A 14,478-nucleotide genomic window follows, 5' to 3' on the forward strand; every position below is an offset into this window, starting at 1 on the left:
GGGAAAGCATAGGCTTTCCCTTTTCTCTATTGGAATTTTCACATGACAAAATTGTCGCGAATGCAAGAATTGCTGGAAATTATGACCACCCTCAGAGACCCGAAAGACGGCTGTCCTTGGGATAAAAAGCAGACCTTTGATTCCATAATTCCTTACACCATCGAAGAAACTTTTGAAGTGGCGGATGCCATTGAACGCCAAGACTGGGCTGATGTGCGCGATGAGCTGGGCGATCTTCTGTTTCAGATTGTGTTCTATAGTCAACTCGGGAAAGAGCAGGGAGCGTTCGACTTCGATGATGTGGTGAGTGCCATTTGTGACAAACTGACTCGCCGTCATCCCCATGTTTTTGGCGAAAAGGATGCAGATGGGAACCCAATTGAGAAACCTGACTGGGAAGGCATAAAAGCGAAGGAGAGGGCTGCGAAGGCGACGTCTGAAGCACCGCTGAGTGTCTTGGATGATGTGCCAAATACCTTGCCTGCACTTGGCCGCGCGGCGAAGCTGCAAAAACGCTGTGCCCGAGTTGGGTTTGATTGGGATTCTGTCGGTCCGGTTGCTGAGAAAGTGCAGGAAGAGCTGCACGAAGTCATGGAAGAAGCGTTGATGGTTGATATCGACCAAACACGCGTTGATGAGGAAATCGGTGACTTGCTGTTTGCTGTCGTGAATTTGGCAAGACATGTTGGGACGAATCCAGAGACCGCCCTTCGTAAAGCAAATTTAAAATTTGAAAGCCGTTTTCGCAAAGTTGAAACGAAACTACGCGAAAATGGTAAAAACTTGCCGGAAAGTCAGCTAGATGAGCTGGAAATGCTCTGGCAGGAAGTAAAGCGTGACGAAGGCAACAAATCGTCGTAACTCGCTCCATTGATTTACGACAAAAAAAAACGTTAGGTCGTGTGATAGTTTTCACGTTGTGGGAAATATAAGGCTCTGGTAACATGTCGTCCCGTCCAGATTTCCAATATTTCCCCTAAATCCAACTCTCAGGTTTAGCATGACAACGAATTACATTTTTGTTACGGGCGGGGTGGTTTCCTCCCTAGGTAAGGGTATTGCTGCAGCATCACTGGCGGCAATTCTAGAAGCACGTGGTCTTAAAGTGACCATGATGAAGCTTGACCCTTACATCAACGTGGATCCGGGCACGATGAGCCCAACCCAGCACGGTGAAGTATTCGTTACGGAAGACGGCGCAGAAACCGACCTAGACTTGGGTCACTACGAGCGTTTCATCCGCACCAAGATGACCAAACGCAACAACTTTACGTCTGGTCGTGTATACGCGGACGTACTGCGCAAAGAGCGTCGCGGTGACTACCTGGGCGCAACGATTCAGGTTATCCCACACATCACCAACTCTATTAAAGAACGTGTTTTGGCGGGCGGCGAAGGTCACGACGTGACTATCGTTGAGATCGGCGGCACCGTTGGTGATATCGAATCACTGCCGTTCTTGGAAGCTATTCGCCAAATGGCGGTTGAGCTTGGCCGTGAACGTGCAATGTTCATGCACCTGACTCTGGTTCCTTACCTGGCTGCGGCGGGTGAAGTGAAAACCAAACCTACTCAACACTCTGTTAAAGAACTGCTGTCTATCGGTATTCAGCCAGACATTCTGGTTTGCCGTAGCGATCGCGCAATTCCTGCGAATGAGCGTTCTAAGATTGCACTGTTCTGTAACGTACCAGAGAAAGCGGTTATCTCTATGAAGGACGTAGATTCAATCTACAAGATCCCTTCTCTGATCCGTTCTCAAGGTCTTGACGATCTGATCTGCCAACGTTTTGGTATCACAGCTCCTGAAGCAGATCTGTCTGAGTGGGAACAAGTAATTTTTGAAGAAGCGAACCCTACTGGTGAAGTAACCATCGGTATGGTTGGTAAGTACATCGAACTGCCAGACGCATACAAGTCTGTCAACGAAGCACTGAAACACGCTGGCCTGAAAAACCGTCTGTCTGTGAACATCCGTTATGTTGATTCACAAGACGTGGAAACGAAAGGCGACGAAGCACTGCAAGGTCTGGATGCGATTCTGGTACCTGGTGGCTTCGGTGATCGTGGCGTTGAAGGCAAGATTCTGGCAGCGAAATTCGCACGTGAAAACAAGGTTCCGTACCTTGGCATCTGTCTGGGCATGCAAGTGGCGCTGATTGAATACGCGCGTAACGTTGCAGGCATGGAAGGTGCGAACTCTACCGAGTTCAACAAGGAAAGCAAATTCCCTGTTGTTGGCCTGATCACCGAGTGGGTAGACGGCGAAGGTAAAGTTGAAGAGCGTACTGAGAAATCAGATCTGGGCGGCACCATGCGTCTTGGCGCGCAACTGTGTCACCTGGCAGAAGGTACAAAGGCACGTGAGCTGTACGGTAACGCGACAATCCATGAGCGTCATCGTCACCGTTACGAAGTGAACAACGTGTTGCGTCCGCAGCTTGAGAAAGCGGGTCTGGTAGTGTCTGGCCTGTCTGCGGATAAGAAGCTGGTTGAGATTATCGAAAACCCTGAGCACCCATGGTTCGTGGCGTGCCAGTTCCACCCTGAGTTCACCTCTACTCCACGTGATGGCCATCCGTTGTTTGAAGGCTTTGTGGCAGCAGCAGGTAAGAACCAGCGTGGTGAGCTGTAACTGAACAATGAAGCGGTTGCGAAGGTTTTGCAGCCGCTTTTTAGCATTTCTAAGCTATTGACATATGAGAGGAAACACAATGTCTAAGATCGTTAAAGTTCTGGGCCGTGAAATCATTGACTCACGCGGTAACCCAACTGTAGAAGCAGAAGTTCACCTGGAAGGTGGTTTCGTTGGTATGGCAGCTGCTCCATCTGGTGCATCTACCGGTTCTCGCGAAGCACTGGAACTGCGTGACGGTGACAAAGCACGTTTCCTGGGCAAAGGCGTTCTGAAAGCAATCGAAGCTGTTAACGGCGAAATTGCAAACGCTCTGGAAGGCAAAGACGCAGCTAACCAAGCTGAAATCGACCAGATCATGATCGACCTGGACGGTACTGACAACAAGTCTAAGTTCGGTGCAAACGCAATCCTGGCTGTTTCTCTGGCGAACGCAAAAGCAGCAGCTGCTGCTAAAGGCATGCCTCTGTACGAGCACATCGCTGAGCTGAACGGTACTCCAGGCGTATTCTCTATGCCTCTGCCAATGATGAACATCATCAACGGTGGTGAGCACGCAGACAACAACGTAGACATTCAAGAGTTCATGATTCAGCCAGTTGGCGCTGCAACTCTGAAAGAAGCAGTACGCATGGGTGCGGAAGTATTCCACAACCTGGCTAAAGTACTGAAGTCTAAAGGCTACAACACTGCAGTTGGTGACGAAGGTGGTTTCGCGCCTAACCTGAAATCTAACGCAGAAGCTCTGGAAGTAATCGCGGAAGCAGTTGCAGCAGCTGGCTACGAGTTGGGTAAAGACGTTACTCTGGCGATGGACTGTGCAGCATCTGAGTTCTACGACGCAGAGAAGAAAGAATACAACCTGAAAGGCGAAGGTCGTATCTTCACTTCTAACGCATTCTCTGACTTCCTGGAAGAACTGACTCAGCAATTCCCAATCGTTTCTATCGAAGACGGTCTGGACGAGTCTGATTGGGATGGTTTCAAATACCAAACTGAGAAACTGGGCAGCAAAATCCAGATCGTTGGCGACGACCTGTTCGTAACTAACACTAAGATCCTGGCAGAAGGTATCGAGAAAGGCATCGCTAACTCTATCCTGATCAAGTTCAACCAGATCGGTTCTCTGACTGAAACTCTGGCTGCTATCAAGATGGCTAAAGATGCAGCTACACTGCAGTTATCTCTCACCGTTCAGGTGAAACTGAAGACGCAACTATCGCTGACCTAGCGGTAGGTACTGCTGCAGGCCAAATCAAGACTGGTTCTATGAGCCGTTCTGACCGTGTTGCTAAGTACAACCAGCTGATCCGTATCGAAGAAGCTCTGGGCGAAAAAGCACCTTTCAACGGTCTGAAAGAAGTTAAAGGCCAAGCGTAATCGCTTACCTGAAACAGCTTTAGATTGATAAACGGCTCCCTCGGGAGCCGTTTTTTTATGTAATTACTATAGTGCTTTATTTCTTTACTTTTCCTCGCAGTACAAATTTTGGTGCCTTTAATTTGTTGCCCGTTCAGGTATTCAATAATGTGAAAGCAACTTTTACAAATGTTGGAGATTAAAGTTGAGTTGCTCAATTGAAGTGGAATTTAGTATTGATGGACAAAAAGCATTAAAGGAAATATCTAAGAAAAAGGATATGGCTGAACTATTGGCACCAATCCTTGGTGTGTCCGTTTTTATTGATATATTCGCAAGAAATGGACCTGGTTCAGTTGTTTATAAAGTTGGTACCACAGATTTTCAGTTGCTTACAAGTGCAATGAAAGCAACAAACCCCATTCTAATTCGTCAGATTGAAGATATTGCAGGAAGGATGATGATTCTGCCTGGACTAAGTAGGGGCGAAGAAGATTTCTGGAGGTGTATGTATCGTGCGATGTAGCCTAATTTTTCTATTTCTATACATGTCGCCAATTCAAGCAAATGCAGATGACACAGTGCTCTATGACAAATATGTAGATGCAGTAAAGCAGTGTATTGAAGTGGAGAATGCAAAAGAAGATGTCAGTTCCAAGAATCTCGATAAATTTAACACCTTGGATATTAGAGAGTATTTGCTACTCATCAAAAATATTCGAATTCAGAATTGCTCGGGACTTGAAGAGGTTAGAGCACTATCACATGATTTAAATAAAGGTGATATGGAATTATCGATTCTAAAGAATAAGTATCTTTCAATTTATATTGCAGGAAGAGTTGACTCTTTTTCCAATGAAGATCTCAAGGTCATGAAAGAAATTGATCTTTTGATTGCAGATAAGAGCCTGGAAGGTGACTTAGTTACTCTTTTTGATGAACTAGAACAAAATCAACGCTAAAAAAAGAGGAACGAAAAATGCCAACCATCTCAGTACTGTTGTTATCAGATAGGAGTTTAATACTTCTATTTCTGGAAAAAGAGAAGAGACAACAGAGGCAGAGGGTAGTGCAATGTAAAGCATCCCTGTTTTTGAGGTAATAGGGATGTTTTTCAACCAAATAACTAGCACTACATATCCAGCGAATAGCAAATAAATACAAACACTCTCAGATGAGAGCCTTCTCCAGAAGAAAGCAGCAAGGATAAACGGAACGCTCAATAAAACGATGTCCAATGTATTCTCCTTGCTGTCGGCTGTTAGTTATTTCTTCGCAAGCGCGGGTAAGTCACCCGTTAAGCCCAACGCACGCTTGATAAATTGGGTCTTGATCCCAGGCAGCGTTGCTGCGGCCATCAGGCCAATACCGCGGATCAGTTTCTTGGCTGGGTTTTCACCCGAGAACAAATCGCGGAAGCCTTGCATGGCGGCAATCATTTGCGCCGCTTCCGCCTTACGCCAGCGTTCGAAGCTACGTAGATTGGCTTTCTCGCCGATGTCTTTGCCTTCGTCATGCAGGCGACTAAGTTCTTGCGCCAAACTTGCGGCATCCAATAGGCCGAGGTTTACACCTTGACCTGCCAGCGGGTGAATCGTGTGGGCGGCATCGCCAATCAAAGCGACACGGTCGACCACAAAATCTCTCGCGTAGCGCATCTTAAGCGGAAACGCAGCGCGGTCACCTTCAACATGGCAAAGCCCCAGGCGCACATCAAATGCGCCAGTCAGTGCCTTGTTGAAATCTGTCTCTGACATGCAGCAGCGAGCATCAGCTTGCTCGGGTGGCTGCGACCATACGATAGAACAAAGGTGCGGGTCCGACAGCGGCAGGAATGCAAGTGGACCTTCTGGCGTAAAAATCTGGCGCGCAACGCAATCATGCGGCTCGTCAGTGCGAACATTGGCAACCAACGCGCTGTGGCCGTAATCCCAATGCGTCAATGGAATAGAAAGCTGATTGCGAACCCAAGAGTTGGCACCGTCCGCACCGACAACCAGTTTGGCGGTGATGGCATTGCCAGAATCTAGCGTCAGCCACGCTTCTGATTCACCAAACATCATTGAGGCGACGCGATCTGGGCAAAACAGGGTGACATTGTGTTGTTGTTTGACGCGATCGAGCAGCGACAATTGAATTACGCGGTTTTCGACAATGTAGCCTAAATCAGGCTGGCCGAGGTCCATGGCTTCAAACTCAATGGATGCGAAGCTGTCTTGCTCCCACACCGCCATTTTCTGATACGGACTCGCGCGACGCGACACAATACCATTCCACGCGCCGATGTTTTTCAAAATACGTTCACTGGCACGGCTTAATGCGGAAACGCGCACATCCGGCAGTGTATTTAACTCGGTATCAGGCTCCTTGCCTTCAATCACGGCGATACGAAGGTCTGTGTCGGCTAAAGCCGCCGCCAACGTCAGTCCTACTATGCCACCGCCAACAATAGCGATGTCTACGTTTGTCATTTTCATTATCGTTCTACCAAGCCCATTGCACGTTGTAGCAAGGGGGCTTTCAATTCACTGCAGACTGACATCGCAGCCAAGCCGAGGTTTCTGCCCAGAATGAGAGGGGCAGAGGTGTTTGAAAAGCCATGAACCAATCCAGAAGTCATGGCGACCGTCGCATCGCGGTCTGGCTCTCTGCGTTCAATATATTGTTGAAGCAACGCCATGCCACCAACGTCTTCACCTTTTTGATGGGCGTTGGCAACTTCTTCGGCCAAGGTCGCGACATCACGAAGCCAAGGTTGAAGCCTTGGCCAGCAATCGGGTGCAAGGTCTGCGCAGCATTGCCAACCACGGCAAAGCGGTGCGAAATCAACTGGGTTGCTTGGCGAAGGATTAACGGATAACTGTTACGTTCACCAACGTGAAGCAGTTTACCCAAACGCCAGCCGAAGGCGCGCTGAAGCGCATCGTTAAATGCGTTATCAGACAAAGCGAGTAATGCAGGTGCTTCTTCTGGCTTAACACACCAAACTAGCGAGCTGCGGCCTTCTGACATTGGCAGAAGAGCAAGCGGGCCAGTTTCAGTAAAACGTTCGAACGCTTTGCCTTGATGTGGCATTGCCGTGGTCACATTAGCAATCAGTGCCACTTGTTCGAAGTTGTGCTCATGGCGGGCAATACCGACCATTTGGCAACACGACGAGGTGGCACCATCGGCAGCCACAACCAGTTTGGTTTTGATTTTAGTGTCGTCGTTGAGTGTTAAGGTGACATCATCAACGGCGCGCTGGATGTCAGTAACAAATGCTGGACAGAACAGGGTGATGGCTTTCGAATCAGAGAGAGCGGCATGAAACACACGCCCGGCATCGGCAAGCTCAATCACGCTGCCCAATGACTCTACGCCTTCTTCTTTGGCGTGCATTTCAGTCAGACCGAAATGGCCTCTGTCGGACACATGAATATGGTCAATGGGTGTGGCGAAAGGAGAGAGTGCTTTCCATAGCCCAAGCGATGCTAACAACTGGCAGCTGCCATAGGAAAGGGCGATGCTTCGCGCATCATAGCCAGGGTGCGAGTTGTCTGGAATAGCAGCTTCGATAACGGCGACAGACAACGCTCCTTGTGTCAGACGTTCAATGGCCAGTGCCAAAGTGGCACCGGCCATGGCTCCGCCAGCAATGACAACGTCAAATTCCTGTGTTGAAGGCGCGGTTGCGTCCATTCTTCTATCTCTCTGACGGTAATCCCGACGTATTAATGCAGCGTCGGTTTGGTTTCTTCTTTTGACGGCTTGATGCCAAGTTCTGCATGCAGGGTCATGGCACACACACGCACGTGTTCAATGACTTGTTCCAGCAGCAGTGCTTGCTCTTCCATGTCATCGTCTTCATCGATGCCAAGCTGCGCAATCTCAGCCAAATCAGCCAGCACTTCTTTTGTGTCTTCAGACAGTTTGCCTGCGGTCACACCGACAAGTCCGATACCCGCGATAAACGCGCTTACCCAGTCAGAAACCGCGTCTCCACGATCCAGCAGGGCTTCGTTCTCATCAGGGAGTAGCAAGTCAAAGTCCATTTGGCCGTCGATTAGCTCACTGCTTGCTTGCGCCAGCGCAGCGGCAGCCAGACTTAGCGACTGATGAGGCCAGCCTTGTCCGTCATTGGTGTAGTCATAAAGCATTGGCATCCAGTTGCCTGATTCAGGGTCCAAACCGCCACACAACATGCCAGCCAGCAGGCCGTGCATTTCTGCTGGGGTAACAGCAAGGCTGTCTGATTTCAGAGTGGTAGCGATATTGCTGTATTCAGGTAAAGTTACTTGGGTCACTGGGGCCACCTTGAGTACCAATAAATTCAAAGGCTATGCTATCACTTAGCAGCAACCCACTGAACAGGTCTCGATAAAAAGTCGCTTCTGGGTAAATGAAATTACCGAGACCTTCGAAAAATCGCTCTGATTTTCATCACATTGACGACTTTTCGTCTGGTTAGTTCGTCGAGAGGCAATCCGCTTTAGGATAGACTTGCAGTTTAATCTGCCATTTTTTATATTGCGCTCGTTACGTCAGGGTGCGACAGCGCGCTTTGAAGGGAGCTCTGGAACAATTATGACCACGCAAGCTGTTGAAATTCGAATCCTTGGAAAGATCATGCGCGTTAACTGTCCGGCAGGGCAGGAGCGGTCTTTGCAAGATGCTGCGGACGACTTCGATAAGCGGTTGCATGAATTGTCTGCTCGCACTAAAGTAACGAATACAGAGCAACTGCTCACTATCGCGGCACTGAATGTCTGTTATGAATTACAGACTGAAAAACAAAAAATCGCCGACGATAGAAATGAAATGGAGCAGCGCATTACGCTGTTGCAGAAAACGATTGAAGAGGCGTTGTTAAAACACAGCGCGTCGAAGGAAGCGTAAGTTTCCAAACCAGTTTGACCCTGGAGTGTGCGTCAGCGGATCCGCGTCCCTGAGCCGATAAGCACATCTAAGGGTGAGTTGTTATAGGCTATTGAGCAAGCTCGGCTCGTACCGAGAAGCCTACGGTCTATTCTTCCCATCCGCCTTGAACCGCAGGGTTCAAGGGCAAAAGATCCCAACGGCACTCCGGGGCCTTCCCCATACATTCTCAATGCGACACGGCAAGGAAAGCCGATGCAAGTGAATACCTCTGAGCAGCGCGCCTCGCTGCGAAAACAGATTCGACAACGTCGTCGAGCCTTATCCGAACAAGACCAAGCCCTCGCGGCCTCTCAATTACTTGAGCACTTTACCTCGTCAGATGCCATCATCAAGGCATCACGCATCGCGCTTTACTTGTCCGTTGATGGCGAGCTTGATACTGCGCCGCTGATTGCCCGCTGCTGGGCGCAAGGCAAAGACGTTTATCTTCCTGTGATCCATCCTTTCAGCAAAGGTCATTTGTTGTTTCTTCACTACCATCCGAAGACCCAATTGGTGCCTAATCAATATGGCATTTTGGAGCCCAAACTCGATGTTCGGGATGTGTTGCCCGCCGCCAAGCTTGATGTGATTTGTACACCGCTGGTGGCGTTTGATGCTGCAGGCCAGCGTTTAGGGATGGGCGGTGGATATTACGATCGAACCTTGGCACCGTGGTACGAGACAGGAGCGGGCGCGAAGCCGATTGGTTTAGCCCATGATTGTCAGCAACTTGATGCCTTACCTGTGGAAGTGTGGGATGTGCCATTGCCTGAGATCATGACGCCTTCTCGTCACTGGACTTGGTCGATCAAATAAGATCTGCGCCGATCTGTCAGAACGCGATCTGAGTTGTCAAAAACCTGCCCGTGGCAGTCTCAGATCTGTATAATCGGCCTCGCGAATTACCCCCTAAATTGCAGGAGATCATCATGACTCAGGATGAAATGAAAAAAGCGGCTGGCTGGGCTGCGTTGGAATACGTAACCAAAGGCAGCATCGTTGGTGTTGGTACCGGCTCGACTGTTAATCACTTCATCGACGCGCTTGAAACCATGAAAGATCAGATCAAAGGTGCGGTGTCGAGCTCTGTAGCTTCGACCGAGCGTCTGGAAAAGATCGGCATTCCCGTTTTCGATGCAAACGAAGTCGCTAGCTTAGATATCTACGTTGATGGTGCTGATGAAATCAACCCAAGCAACGACATGATCAAAGGCGGCGGTGCAGCACTGACACGCGAAAAGATCGTGGCAGCGATTGCGAAGCAGTTCATCTGTATTATCGATGACACCAAGAAAGTCGACGTACTGGGCCAATTCCCACTACCAGTGGAAGTGATCCCAATGGCACGTTCTTACGTGGCACGTGAGCTGGTTAAGCTGGGTGGCGATCCTTGCTACCGTGAAGGTTGTATCACGGACAACGGCAACGTGATCCTGGATGTGCACAATCTGCAAATCACTAATGCAAAAGAACTCGAAGACACCATTAACGGTATCGCGGGTGTTGTGACAGTGGGTCTGTTTGCAAACCGTGGCGCAGATGTGGTTCTGGAAGGTACACCAAATGGTGTGGTGAAAAGTTAATTAATCCTTCGCAGACAAACCCTTAGCTTTTCCGTTTTTTTGAAACAAAAGCCAAACGTTTGCGTCGAATTAACTCAATAAGTTAGCGGTGTCCTGTGGGCACCGTTTTTTTTCGCGTTATTCGCGTAATACTGCTCCCTTTTCATACAACTTTTTGTTACCTTAATCACTAATTGATGCCATTTGGATGGCTAAAACCGGATTTTCGATTTTTAGGTTTGTTTTTAAGGATGAGAAGCGCATGGCTAAAGTGTCTCTAGAAAAAGACAAGATCAAGATCCTTCTGTTAGAAGGTCTTCACCCTACCGCGTTAGAAGTGCTGCAAGGCGCAGGCTACAGCAACATCGAATATCACAAAGGCTCCCTCGCAGGTGAAGAGCTGGAAAAAGCGATCGCAGATGCGCATTTCGTTGGTATTCGCTCCCGCACACAATTGACCGAAGAAGTCTTTGCCAAAGCACAAAAGCTGGTGGCAGTAGGCTGTTTCTGTATCGGTACTAACCAAGTTGACCTGACGGCAGCCGCCAAGCGTGGTATCCCTGTCTTCAACGCACCTTTCTCAAACACACGAAGTGTTGCTGAGCTGGTGCTGGGCGAAATTCTGTTGCTGCTTCGCGGCATCCCAGCAAAAAATGCTATGGCACACCGTGGTGAGTGGATGAAGTCGGCAGATCAGTCTTTCGAAGCGCGCGGAAAAAACCTGGGTATCATCGGTTACGGTCACATTGGTACTCAGCTGGGTATTCTGGCGGAAAACCTGGGTATGCGCGTGTTCTACTACGACATCGAGAACAAGCTGTCTCTGGGTAATGCAACACAGGTAGCATCACTGTCTGAGCTACTGAACAAGAGCGATGTGATTTCTCTGCACGTACCAGAAACCGATTCGACCCAGAACATGATGGGCAGCGAAGAGTTTGCACGTATGAAGCCGGGCGCGGTGTTCATCAATGCGGCGCGCGGCACTGTGGTAGATATTGATGCGCTGTGTGGCGCGCTGGAAAGCGGTCACATTGGTGGTGCGGCTGTGGACGTGTTCCCAACGGAACCAAAGACCAACAGCGACCCGTTCACTTCACCGCTGCAAGCGTTTGACAACGTTATCCTGACACCGCACATCGGTGGCTCAACGCAAGAAGCGCAGGAAAACATTGGTATTGAAGTGGCTGGTAAGATGGTGAAGTACTCAGACAATGGTTCAACCTTGTCTTCTGTGAACTTCCCAGAGGTTTCTCTGCCAGAGCATTCAGGCACATCGCGCTTGCTACACATTCACCAGAACAAGCCGGGTATCCTGACCAAGATCAACACCATCTTTGCAGAGGAAGGCATCAACATCGCAGGTCAGTACCTGCAAACTAACGCCGAATACGGTTACGTAGTTATCGATGTTGAAACAGAGCACTCTGAAAAAGCACTGGTAAAATTGAAAGCGATCGATGGCACCCTGCGTGCACGTATCCTTCACTGATTAAACAAGACCAGATAGATACTTTGTTCCCCCCAAATATCTGTCGATGTAACGCAAAGAGGCTACCAGTCGGTAGCCTCTTTTTTTTGCGTCGTCGATCTATCCCGTCTGCTTATTCACTCAGTTCAAAAACCACTTCAACGCGATCGCGAATGGTGATTTCTGAGTCCATGTAGCTTGCGTCTACATTGCGCGCTTCAGCGGACATACGCAGCATCACAGGTCGGGTTGGCGACTCGTCCATATAACGAATCTCCCACACACCAGCGAGTTCTTCACCAAAGCCTTTCGCCAGAGAGCTGGCTTTTTCTTTTGCATCGGCAATCGCTGCCATACGCGCCTGTTCTTTCAGGGCCTTTTCTTTGCTCGATGAGAAGCTGATGTTATTGACGCGATTAATGCCATCAGACAGGGCACCGTCCAAAATCGTGTTCAGTTGGGTAAGGTCACGCACAGTGACGGTAACGTTGCGGCTCGCTTGATAGCCGGTCAGTTTAGGTTCCCCATTTTTGGGGTAGCTGTATTGAGGTTGCAGAGACAGATTCGCACTATCAACATCGGCCTTTTTCAACCCCATCTCTTCAAGGCGAGAGAGCAACGCAGCGACAGCATCGTCTGACGCCTGTTTAGCCGCTTTGGCGGAAGTACGTTTCAAGCTCACGGCAATGTTAACGGTCGCGGTATCCGGCGTAGCAACCACTTCACCCACCCCGACGGTTTCCAAATGCGGAAACTCAGGTGTCGCAGCGGACGCGAGAGGAGCCAAAGCCAATGTTGCTGTAAATAGCGAAGCGATAAGGTGTTTTTTCATGGATTTTTTTCCCATGTTGTTTGTATCTGGCCTGTTTGACCACAAACTGCAGAAGTTTATCCCTAGAATCAGAAATTTATCCAAGAACCTCGTTGGCATAGCGTAAACACGCGTCTGTCATGTCCGCCAATACGCCGCTTTGGTTGGCAAAATGGTGCCAATACAAATGACGCTCTACACCGTCGCCGGGACACAAATCAATTAAAGAACCTTCGGCAAGCTCTTGCTCAATTTGAAGTTCGGGAATGAGGCAATAGGCCACACCCAACTTTGCCATTTTCACAAATGCGTCGGATGATCTCACCATGTGGCTTCGCCAGCCCACCGTCGGAAGGTTAAATCGTTCAGACACAAACTGGGTGTGCATGTCATCAAATCGGTCAAACACCACCGCAGGCGCGCGACTGACGGAATCACTGTTTAGTCCGTTCGGAAAGTAGCGCGCTTTAAAGTCGGGCGTCGACACGCAGCGATAATGCATGGTGCCTAAGGGGGTAGCGATACAGCCATGAAGGGGCGTGGGTTCACTGCTAACTGCTACCACGGCTTCGCCAGAGCGCAAGCGGTTCAGACTTCGGCTTTCATCATCCACGATAAGGTTAATTTCCAGCGTCTGGGCATTCATCAGAGGTGTCAGCGCGGGCAACAACCAGGTGGCTAGGCTGTCCGCATTAGTGGCGATGGGAACCGTCACAATGCGCGAGAACCCTTCGGGTGCCAGTTCAGGGATCAGCTCTTGTTCTAGCAGTTGAACGCGTCGGTACAGCCCTAGCAGTTTTTTACCAATGGCAGTCGGTTGTGGCGGCATTTCCCTGACGAGCACAGGCTGAGCGACCAGCTTTTCTAACTGTTTTACCCGCTGAGACACCGCGGACTGGGTGATGAACAGCGCGTCAGCCGCGCGGTCAAAGCCACCATTGGCAATTACGGCATCCAGTGCTTCTAACCACCGATAGTCCAATCCTTTCATGACTACTCCAAATAAGTAAAACTGATACAAGATTAAAATTATTAGTTTTACTTGTATCTGTCACCTCATTACCTTGAAAGCGTGATTTCAAGGGGAGAGGAAAGGGCAGTGAGCAGCACAATTATTTTGCAAGGGTTTGGACTGGGACTGAGTATGATCATCCCCATCGGTGCGCAAAATGCCTTTGTACTCAACCAAGGTATTCGGCGTCAGCACCATGTGGCAACCGCGACCATTTGTTTCCTGTGCGACATGGGATTGATCCTGCTGGGCATATTTGGTGGCGGTGCCATGTTGGCGAGTAACGAAACACTCCTAAGCGTGGTGACGTTGGGTGGCGTTGCGTTTTTGTTGACCTATGCGTATCAATCGCTGCGTCGTGTCTTCAAAGAGGAAAGTGAAGACATTAACGTTGGTAAAGCCAATGCACAAAAAGGCTTGATGGCTGTTGTGCTCGGCGCGTTGGCAGTGACGGTCCTGAACCCACACGTCTATCTTGATACCGTGGTGGTGTTGGGATCTATTGGTGGGCAATTCCAATCGGCGGAGCGAACAGCATTTGCCATCGGCACCGTGCTGGCGTCGTTTGTATGGTTCTACGGCATTGCGCTAGGGGCTGCGAAGATGTCGCCTGTCTTATCTCGCCCACGTGTTCGGCAGGTGATTGATGTTCTGGTGGCGGGTATGATGATCTACGTGGCATTCTTGCTAATGCAGAAATGGATTGGGAGCTTTTGAGCTCCGTTG

The 14,478-nt window shown here is 49.5% G+C and carries 14 protein-coding genes, 1 other RNA gene and 2 pseudogenes; 11 read left to right on the forward strand and 6 right to left on the reverse strand.

The features are described from left to right. The first annotated feature begins 42 nt into the window (after positions 1–42). The 5 genes and pseudogenes from mazG to ATN88_RS21470 all read left to right on the forward strand — a co-directional run bounded on the left by mazG (position 43) and on the right by ATN88_RS21470 (position 4,956). Positions 43–861, forward strand: coding sequence for a nucleoside triphosphate pyrophosphohydrolase (gene mazG, locus ATN88_RS21450; RefSeq protein WP_067419627.1), 819 nt, complete (start codon positions 43–45; stop codon positions 859–861). A 139-nt stretch (positions 862–1,000) separates the two neighbouring features. Next, on the forward strand, positions 1,001–2,635 hold the full coding sequence (locus ATN88_RS21455; protein ID WP_067419628.1) for a CTP synthase: 1,635 nt from the start codon (positions 1,001–1,003) through the stop codon (positions 2,633–2,635). Positions 2,636–2,714: 79 nt separating this feature from the next. Continuing rightward, positions 2,715–4,015, forward strand: a pseudogene (gene eno, locus ATN88_RS21460) (phosphopyruvate hydratase). Between the two features lie 184 nt (positions 4,016–4,199). Then, the gene (locus ATN88_RS21465; RefSeq protein ID WP_067419629.1) at positions 4,200–4,520 is read left to right on the forward strand and encodes a hypothetical protein; all 321 of its coding nucleotides are present in this window, start codon (positions 4,200–4,202) and stop codon (positions 4,518–4,520) included. 22 nt (positions 4,521–4,542) lie between these two features. Further along, positions 4,543–4,956, forward strand: a complete 414-nt coding sequence (locus ATN88_RS21470) for a hypothetical protein (protein ID WP_157490785.1) — start codon at positions 4,543–4,545, stop codon at positions 4,954–4,956. Here the strand turns inward: ATN88_RS21470 and ATN88_RS25925 are convergent. The 4 genes and pseudogenes from ATN88_RS25925 to ATN88_RS21485 form a co-directional block, all read right to left on the reverse strand. Beyond that, complete coding sequence (locus ATN88_RS25925; protein ID WP_157490786.1) at positions 4,936–5,232, reverse strand: hypothetical protein; 297 nt, start codon at positions 5,230–5,232, stop codon at positions 4,936–4,938. The genes ATN88_RS21470 and ATN88_RS25925 overlap by 21 nt on opposite strands. 27 nt (positions 5,233–5,259) lie before the next feature. Then, complete coding sequence (locus tag ATN88_RS21475) at positions 5,260–6,471, reverse strand: FAD-dependent 2-octaprenylphenol hydroxylase (protein ID WP_067419631.1); 1,212 nt, start codon at positions 6,469–6,471, stop codon at positions 5,260–5,262. Next, positions 6,471–7,675 (reverse strand): annotated as a pseudogene (gene ubiH, locus ATN88_RS21480) (2-octaprenyl-6-methoxyphenyl hydroxylase). The gene ATN88_RS21475 and the pseudogene ubiH overlap by 1 nt, the downstream one beginning before the upstream one ends. Positions 7,676–7,707: 32 nt before the next feature. Beyond that, positions 7,708–8,280 (reverse strand): YecA/YgfB family protein, encoded by a 573-nt coding sequence (locus ATN88_RS21485; protein ID WP_067419632.1) that lies wholly within the window; start codon positions 8,278–8,280, stop codon positions 7,708–7,710. Positions 8,281–8,560: 280 nt separating this feature from the next. Here ATN88_RS21485 and zapA point away from each other — a divergent pair, with 280 nt between their 5' ends. From zapA to serA, 5 genes are all read left to right on the forward strand, one after another. After that, complete coding sequence (gene zapA / locus ATN88_RS21490; protein ID WP_067419633.1) at positions 8,561–8,872, forward strand: cell division protein ZapA; 312 nt, start codon at positions 8,561–8,563, stop codon at positions 8,870–8,872. 14 nt (positions 8,873–8,886) lie between these two features. Then, positions 8,887–9,069, forward strand: a non-coding RNA gene (ssrS, locus tag ATN88_RS21495) — 6S RNA. 37 nt (positions 9,070–9,106) lie between these two features. Continuing rightward, positions 9,107–9,712 (forward strand): 5-formyltetrahydrofolate cyclo-ligase, encoded by a 606-nt coding sequence (locus ATN88_RS21500; RefSeq protein WP_067419634.1) that lies wholly within the window; start codon positions 9,107–9,109, stop codon positions 9,710–9,712. A 113-nt stretch (positions 9,713–9,825) separates the two neighbouring features. Further along, positions 9,826–10,479, forward strand: a complete 654-nt coding sequence (gene rpiA / locus ATN88_RS21505) for a ribose-5-phosphate isomerase RpiA (protein ID WP_067419635.1) — start codon at positions 9,826–9,828, stop codon at positions 10,477–10,479. A 241-nt stretch (positions 10,480–10,720) separates the two neighbouring features. Then, the gene (gene serA, locus ATN88_RS21510) at positions 10,721–11,950 is read left to right on the forward strand and encodes a phosphoglycerate dehydrogenase (protein WP_067419636.1); all 1,230 of its coding nucleotides are present in this window, start codon (positions 10,721–10,723) and stop codon (positions 11,948–11,950) included. A 112-nt stretch (positions 11,951–12,062) separates the two neighbouring features. On the opposite strand, the gene ATN88_RS21515 is transcribed toward serA, so the two are convergent. Then, the gene (locus ATN88_RS21515) at positions 12,063–12,761 is read right to left on the reverse strand and encodes an oxidative stress defense protein (RefSeq protein ID WP_067419637.1); all 699 of its coding nucleotides are present in this window, start codon (positions 12,759–12,761) and stop codon (positions 12,063–12,065) included. Positions 12,762–12,837: 76 nt separating this feature from the next. Further along, positions 12,838–13,731: a LysR family transcriptional regulator ArgP gene (locus tag ATN88_RS21520; RefSeq protein WP_067419638.1), complete on the reverse strand. Its 894-nt coding sequence runs from the start codon at positions 13,729–13,731 to the stop codon at positions 12,838–12,840. Between the two features lie 108 nt (positions 13,732–13,839). Between ATN88_RS21520 and ATN88_RS21525 the strand changes: the two genes are divergently transcribed. Beyond that, positions 13,840–14,469 (forward strand): LysE/ArgO family amino acid transporter, encoded by a 630-nt coding sequence (locus tag ATN88_RS21525; protein WP_067419639.1) that lies wholly within the window; start codon positions 13,840–13,842, stop codon positions 14,467–14,469. The last annotated feature ends 9 nt before the right edge of the window (positions 14,470–14,478 follow it).

Source organism: Enterovibrio coralii (genome assembly GCF_001559595.1).
GTDB lineage: Bacteria > Pseudomonadota > Gammaproteobacteria > Enterobacterales > Vibrionaceae > Enterovibrio > Enterovibrio coralii.

Bases quoted from the DNA above. Each gene is read 5' to 3' on its own strand.
- mazG (WP_067419627.1), top strand. From the start codon at position 43: ATGACAAAATTGTCGCGAATGCAAGAATTGCTGGAAATTATGACCACC.
- ATN88_RS21455 (WP_067419628.1), top strand. From the start codon at position 1,001: ATGACAACGAATTACATTTTTGTTACGGGCGGGGTGGTTTCCTCCCTA.
- ATN88_RS21470 (WP_157490785.1), top strand. From the start codon at position 4,543: ATGTCGCCAATTCAAGCAAATGCAGATGACACAGTGCTCTATGACAAA.
- ATN88_RS21475 (WP_067419631.1), bottom strand. From the start codon at position 6,471: ATGAAAATGACAAACGTAGACATCGCTATTGTTGGCGGTGGCATAGTA.
- zapA (WP_067419633.1), top strand. From the start codon at position 8,561: ATGACCACGCAAGCTGTTGAAATTCGAATCCTTGGAAAGATCATGCGC.
- ATN88_RS21500 (WP_067419634.1), top strand. From the start codon at position 9,107: ATGCAAGTGAATACCTCTGAGCAGCGCGCCTCGCTGCGAAAACAGATT.
- rpiA (WP_067419635.1), top strand. From the start codon at position 9,826: ATGACTCAGGATGAAATGAAAAAAGCGGCTGGCTGGGCTGCGTTGGAA.
- serA (WP_067419636.1), top strand. From the start codon at position 10,721: ATGGCTAAAGTGTCTCTAGAAAAAGACAAGATCAAGATCCTTCTGTTA.
- ATN88_RS21515 (WP_067419637.1), bottom strand. From the start codon at position 12,761: ATGAAAAAACACCTTATCGCTTCGCTATTTACAGCAACATTGGCTTTG.
- ATN88_RS21520 (WP_067419638.1), bottom strand. From the start codon at position 13,731: ATGAAAGGATTGGACTATCGGTGGTTAGAAGCACTGGATGCCGTAATT.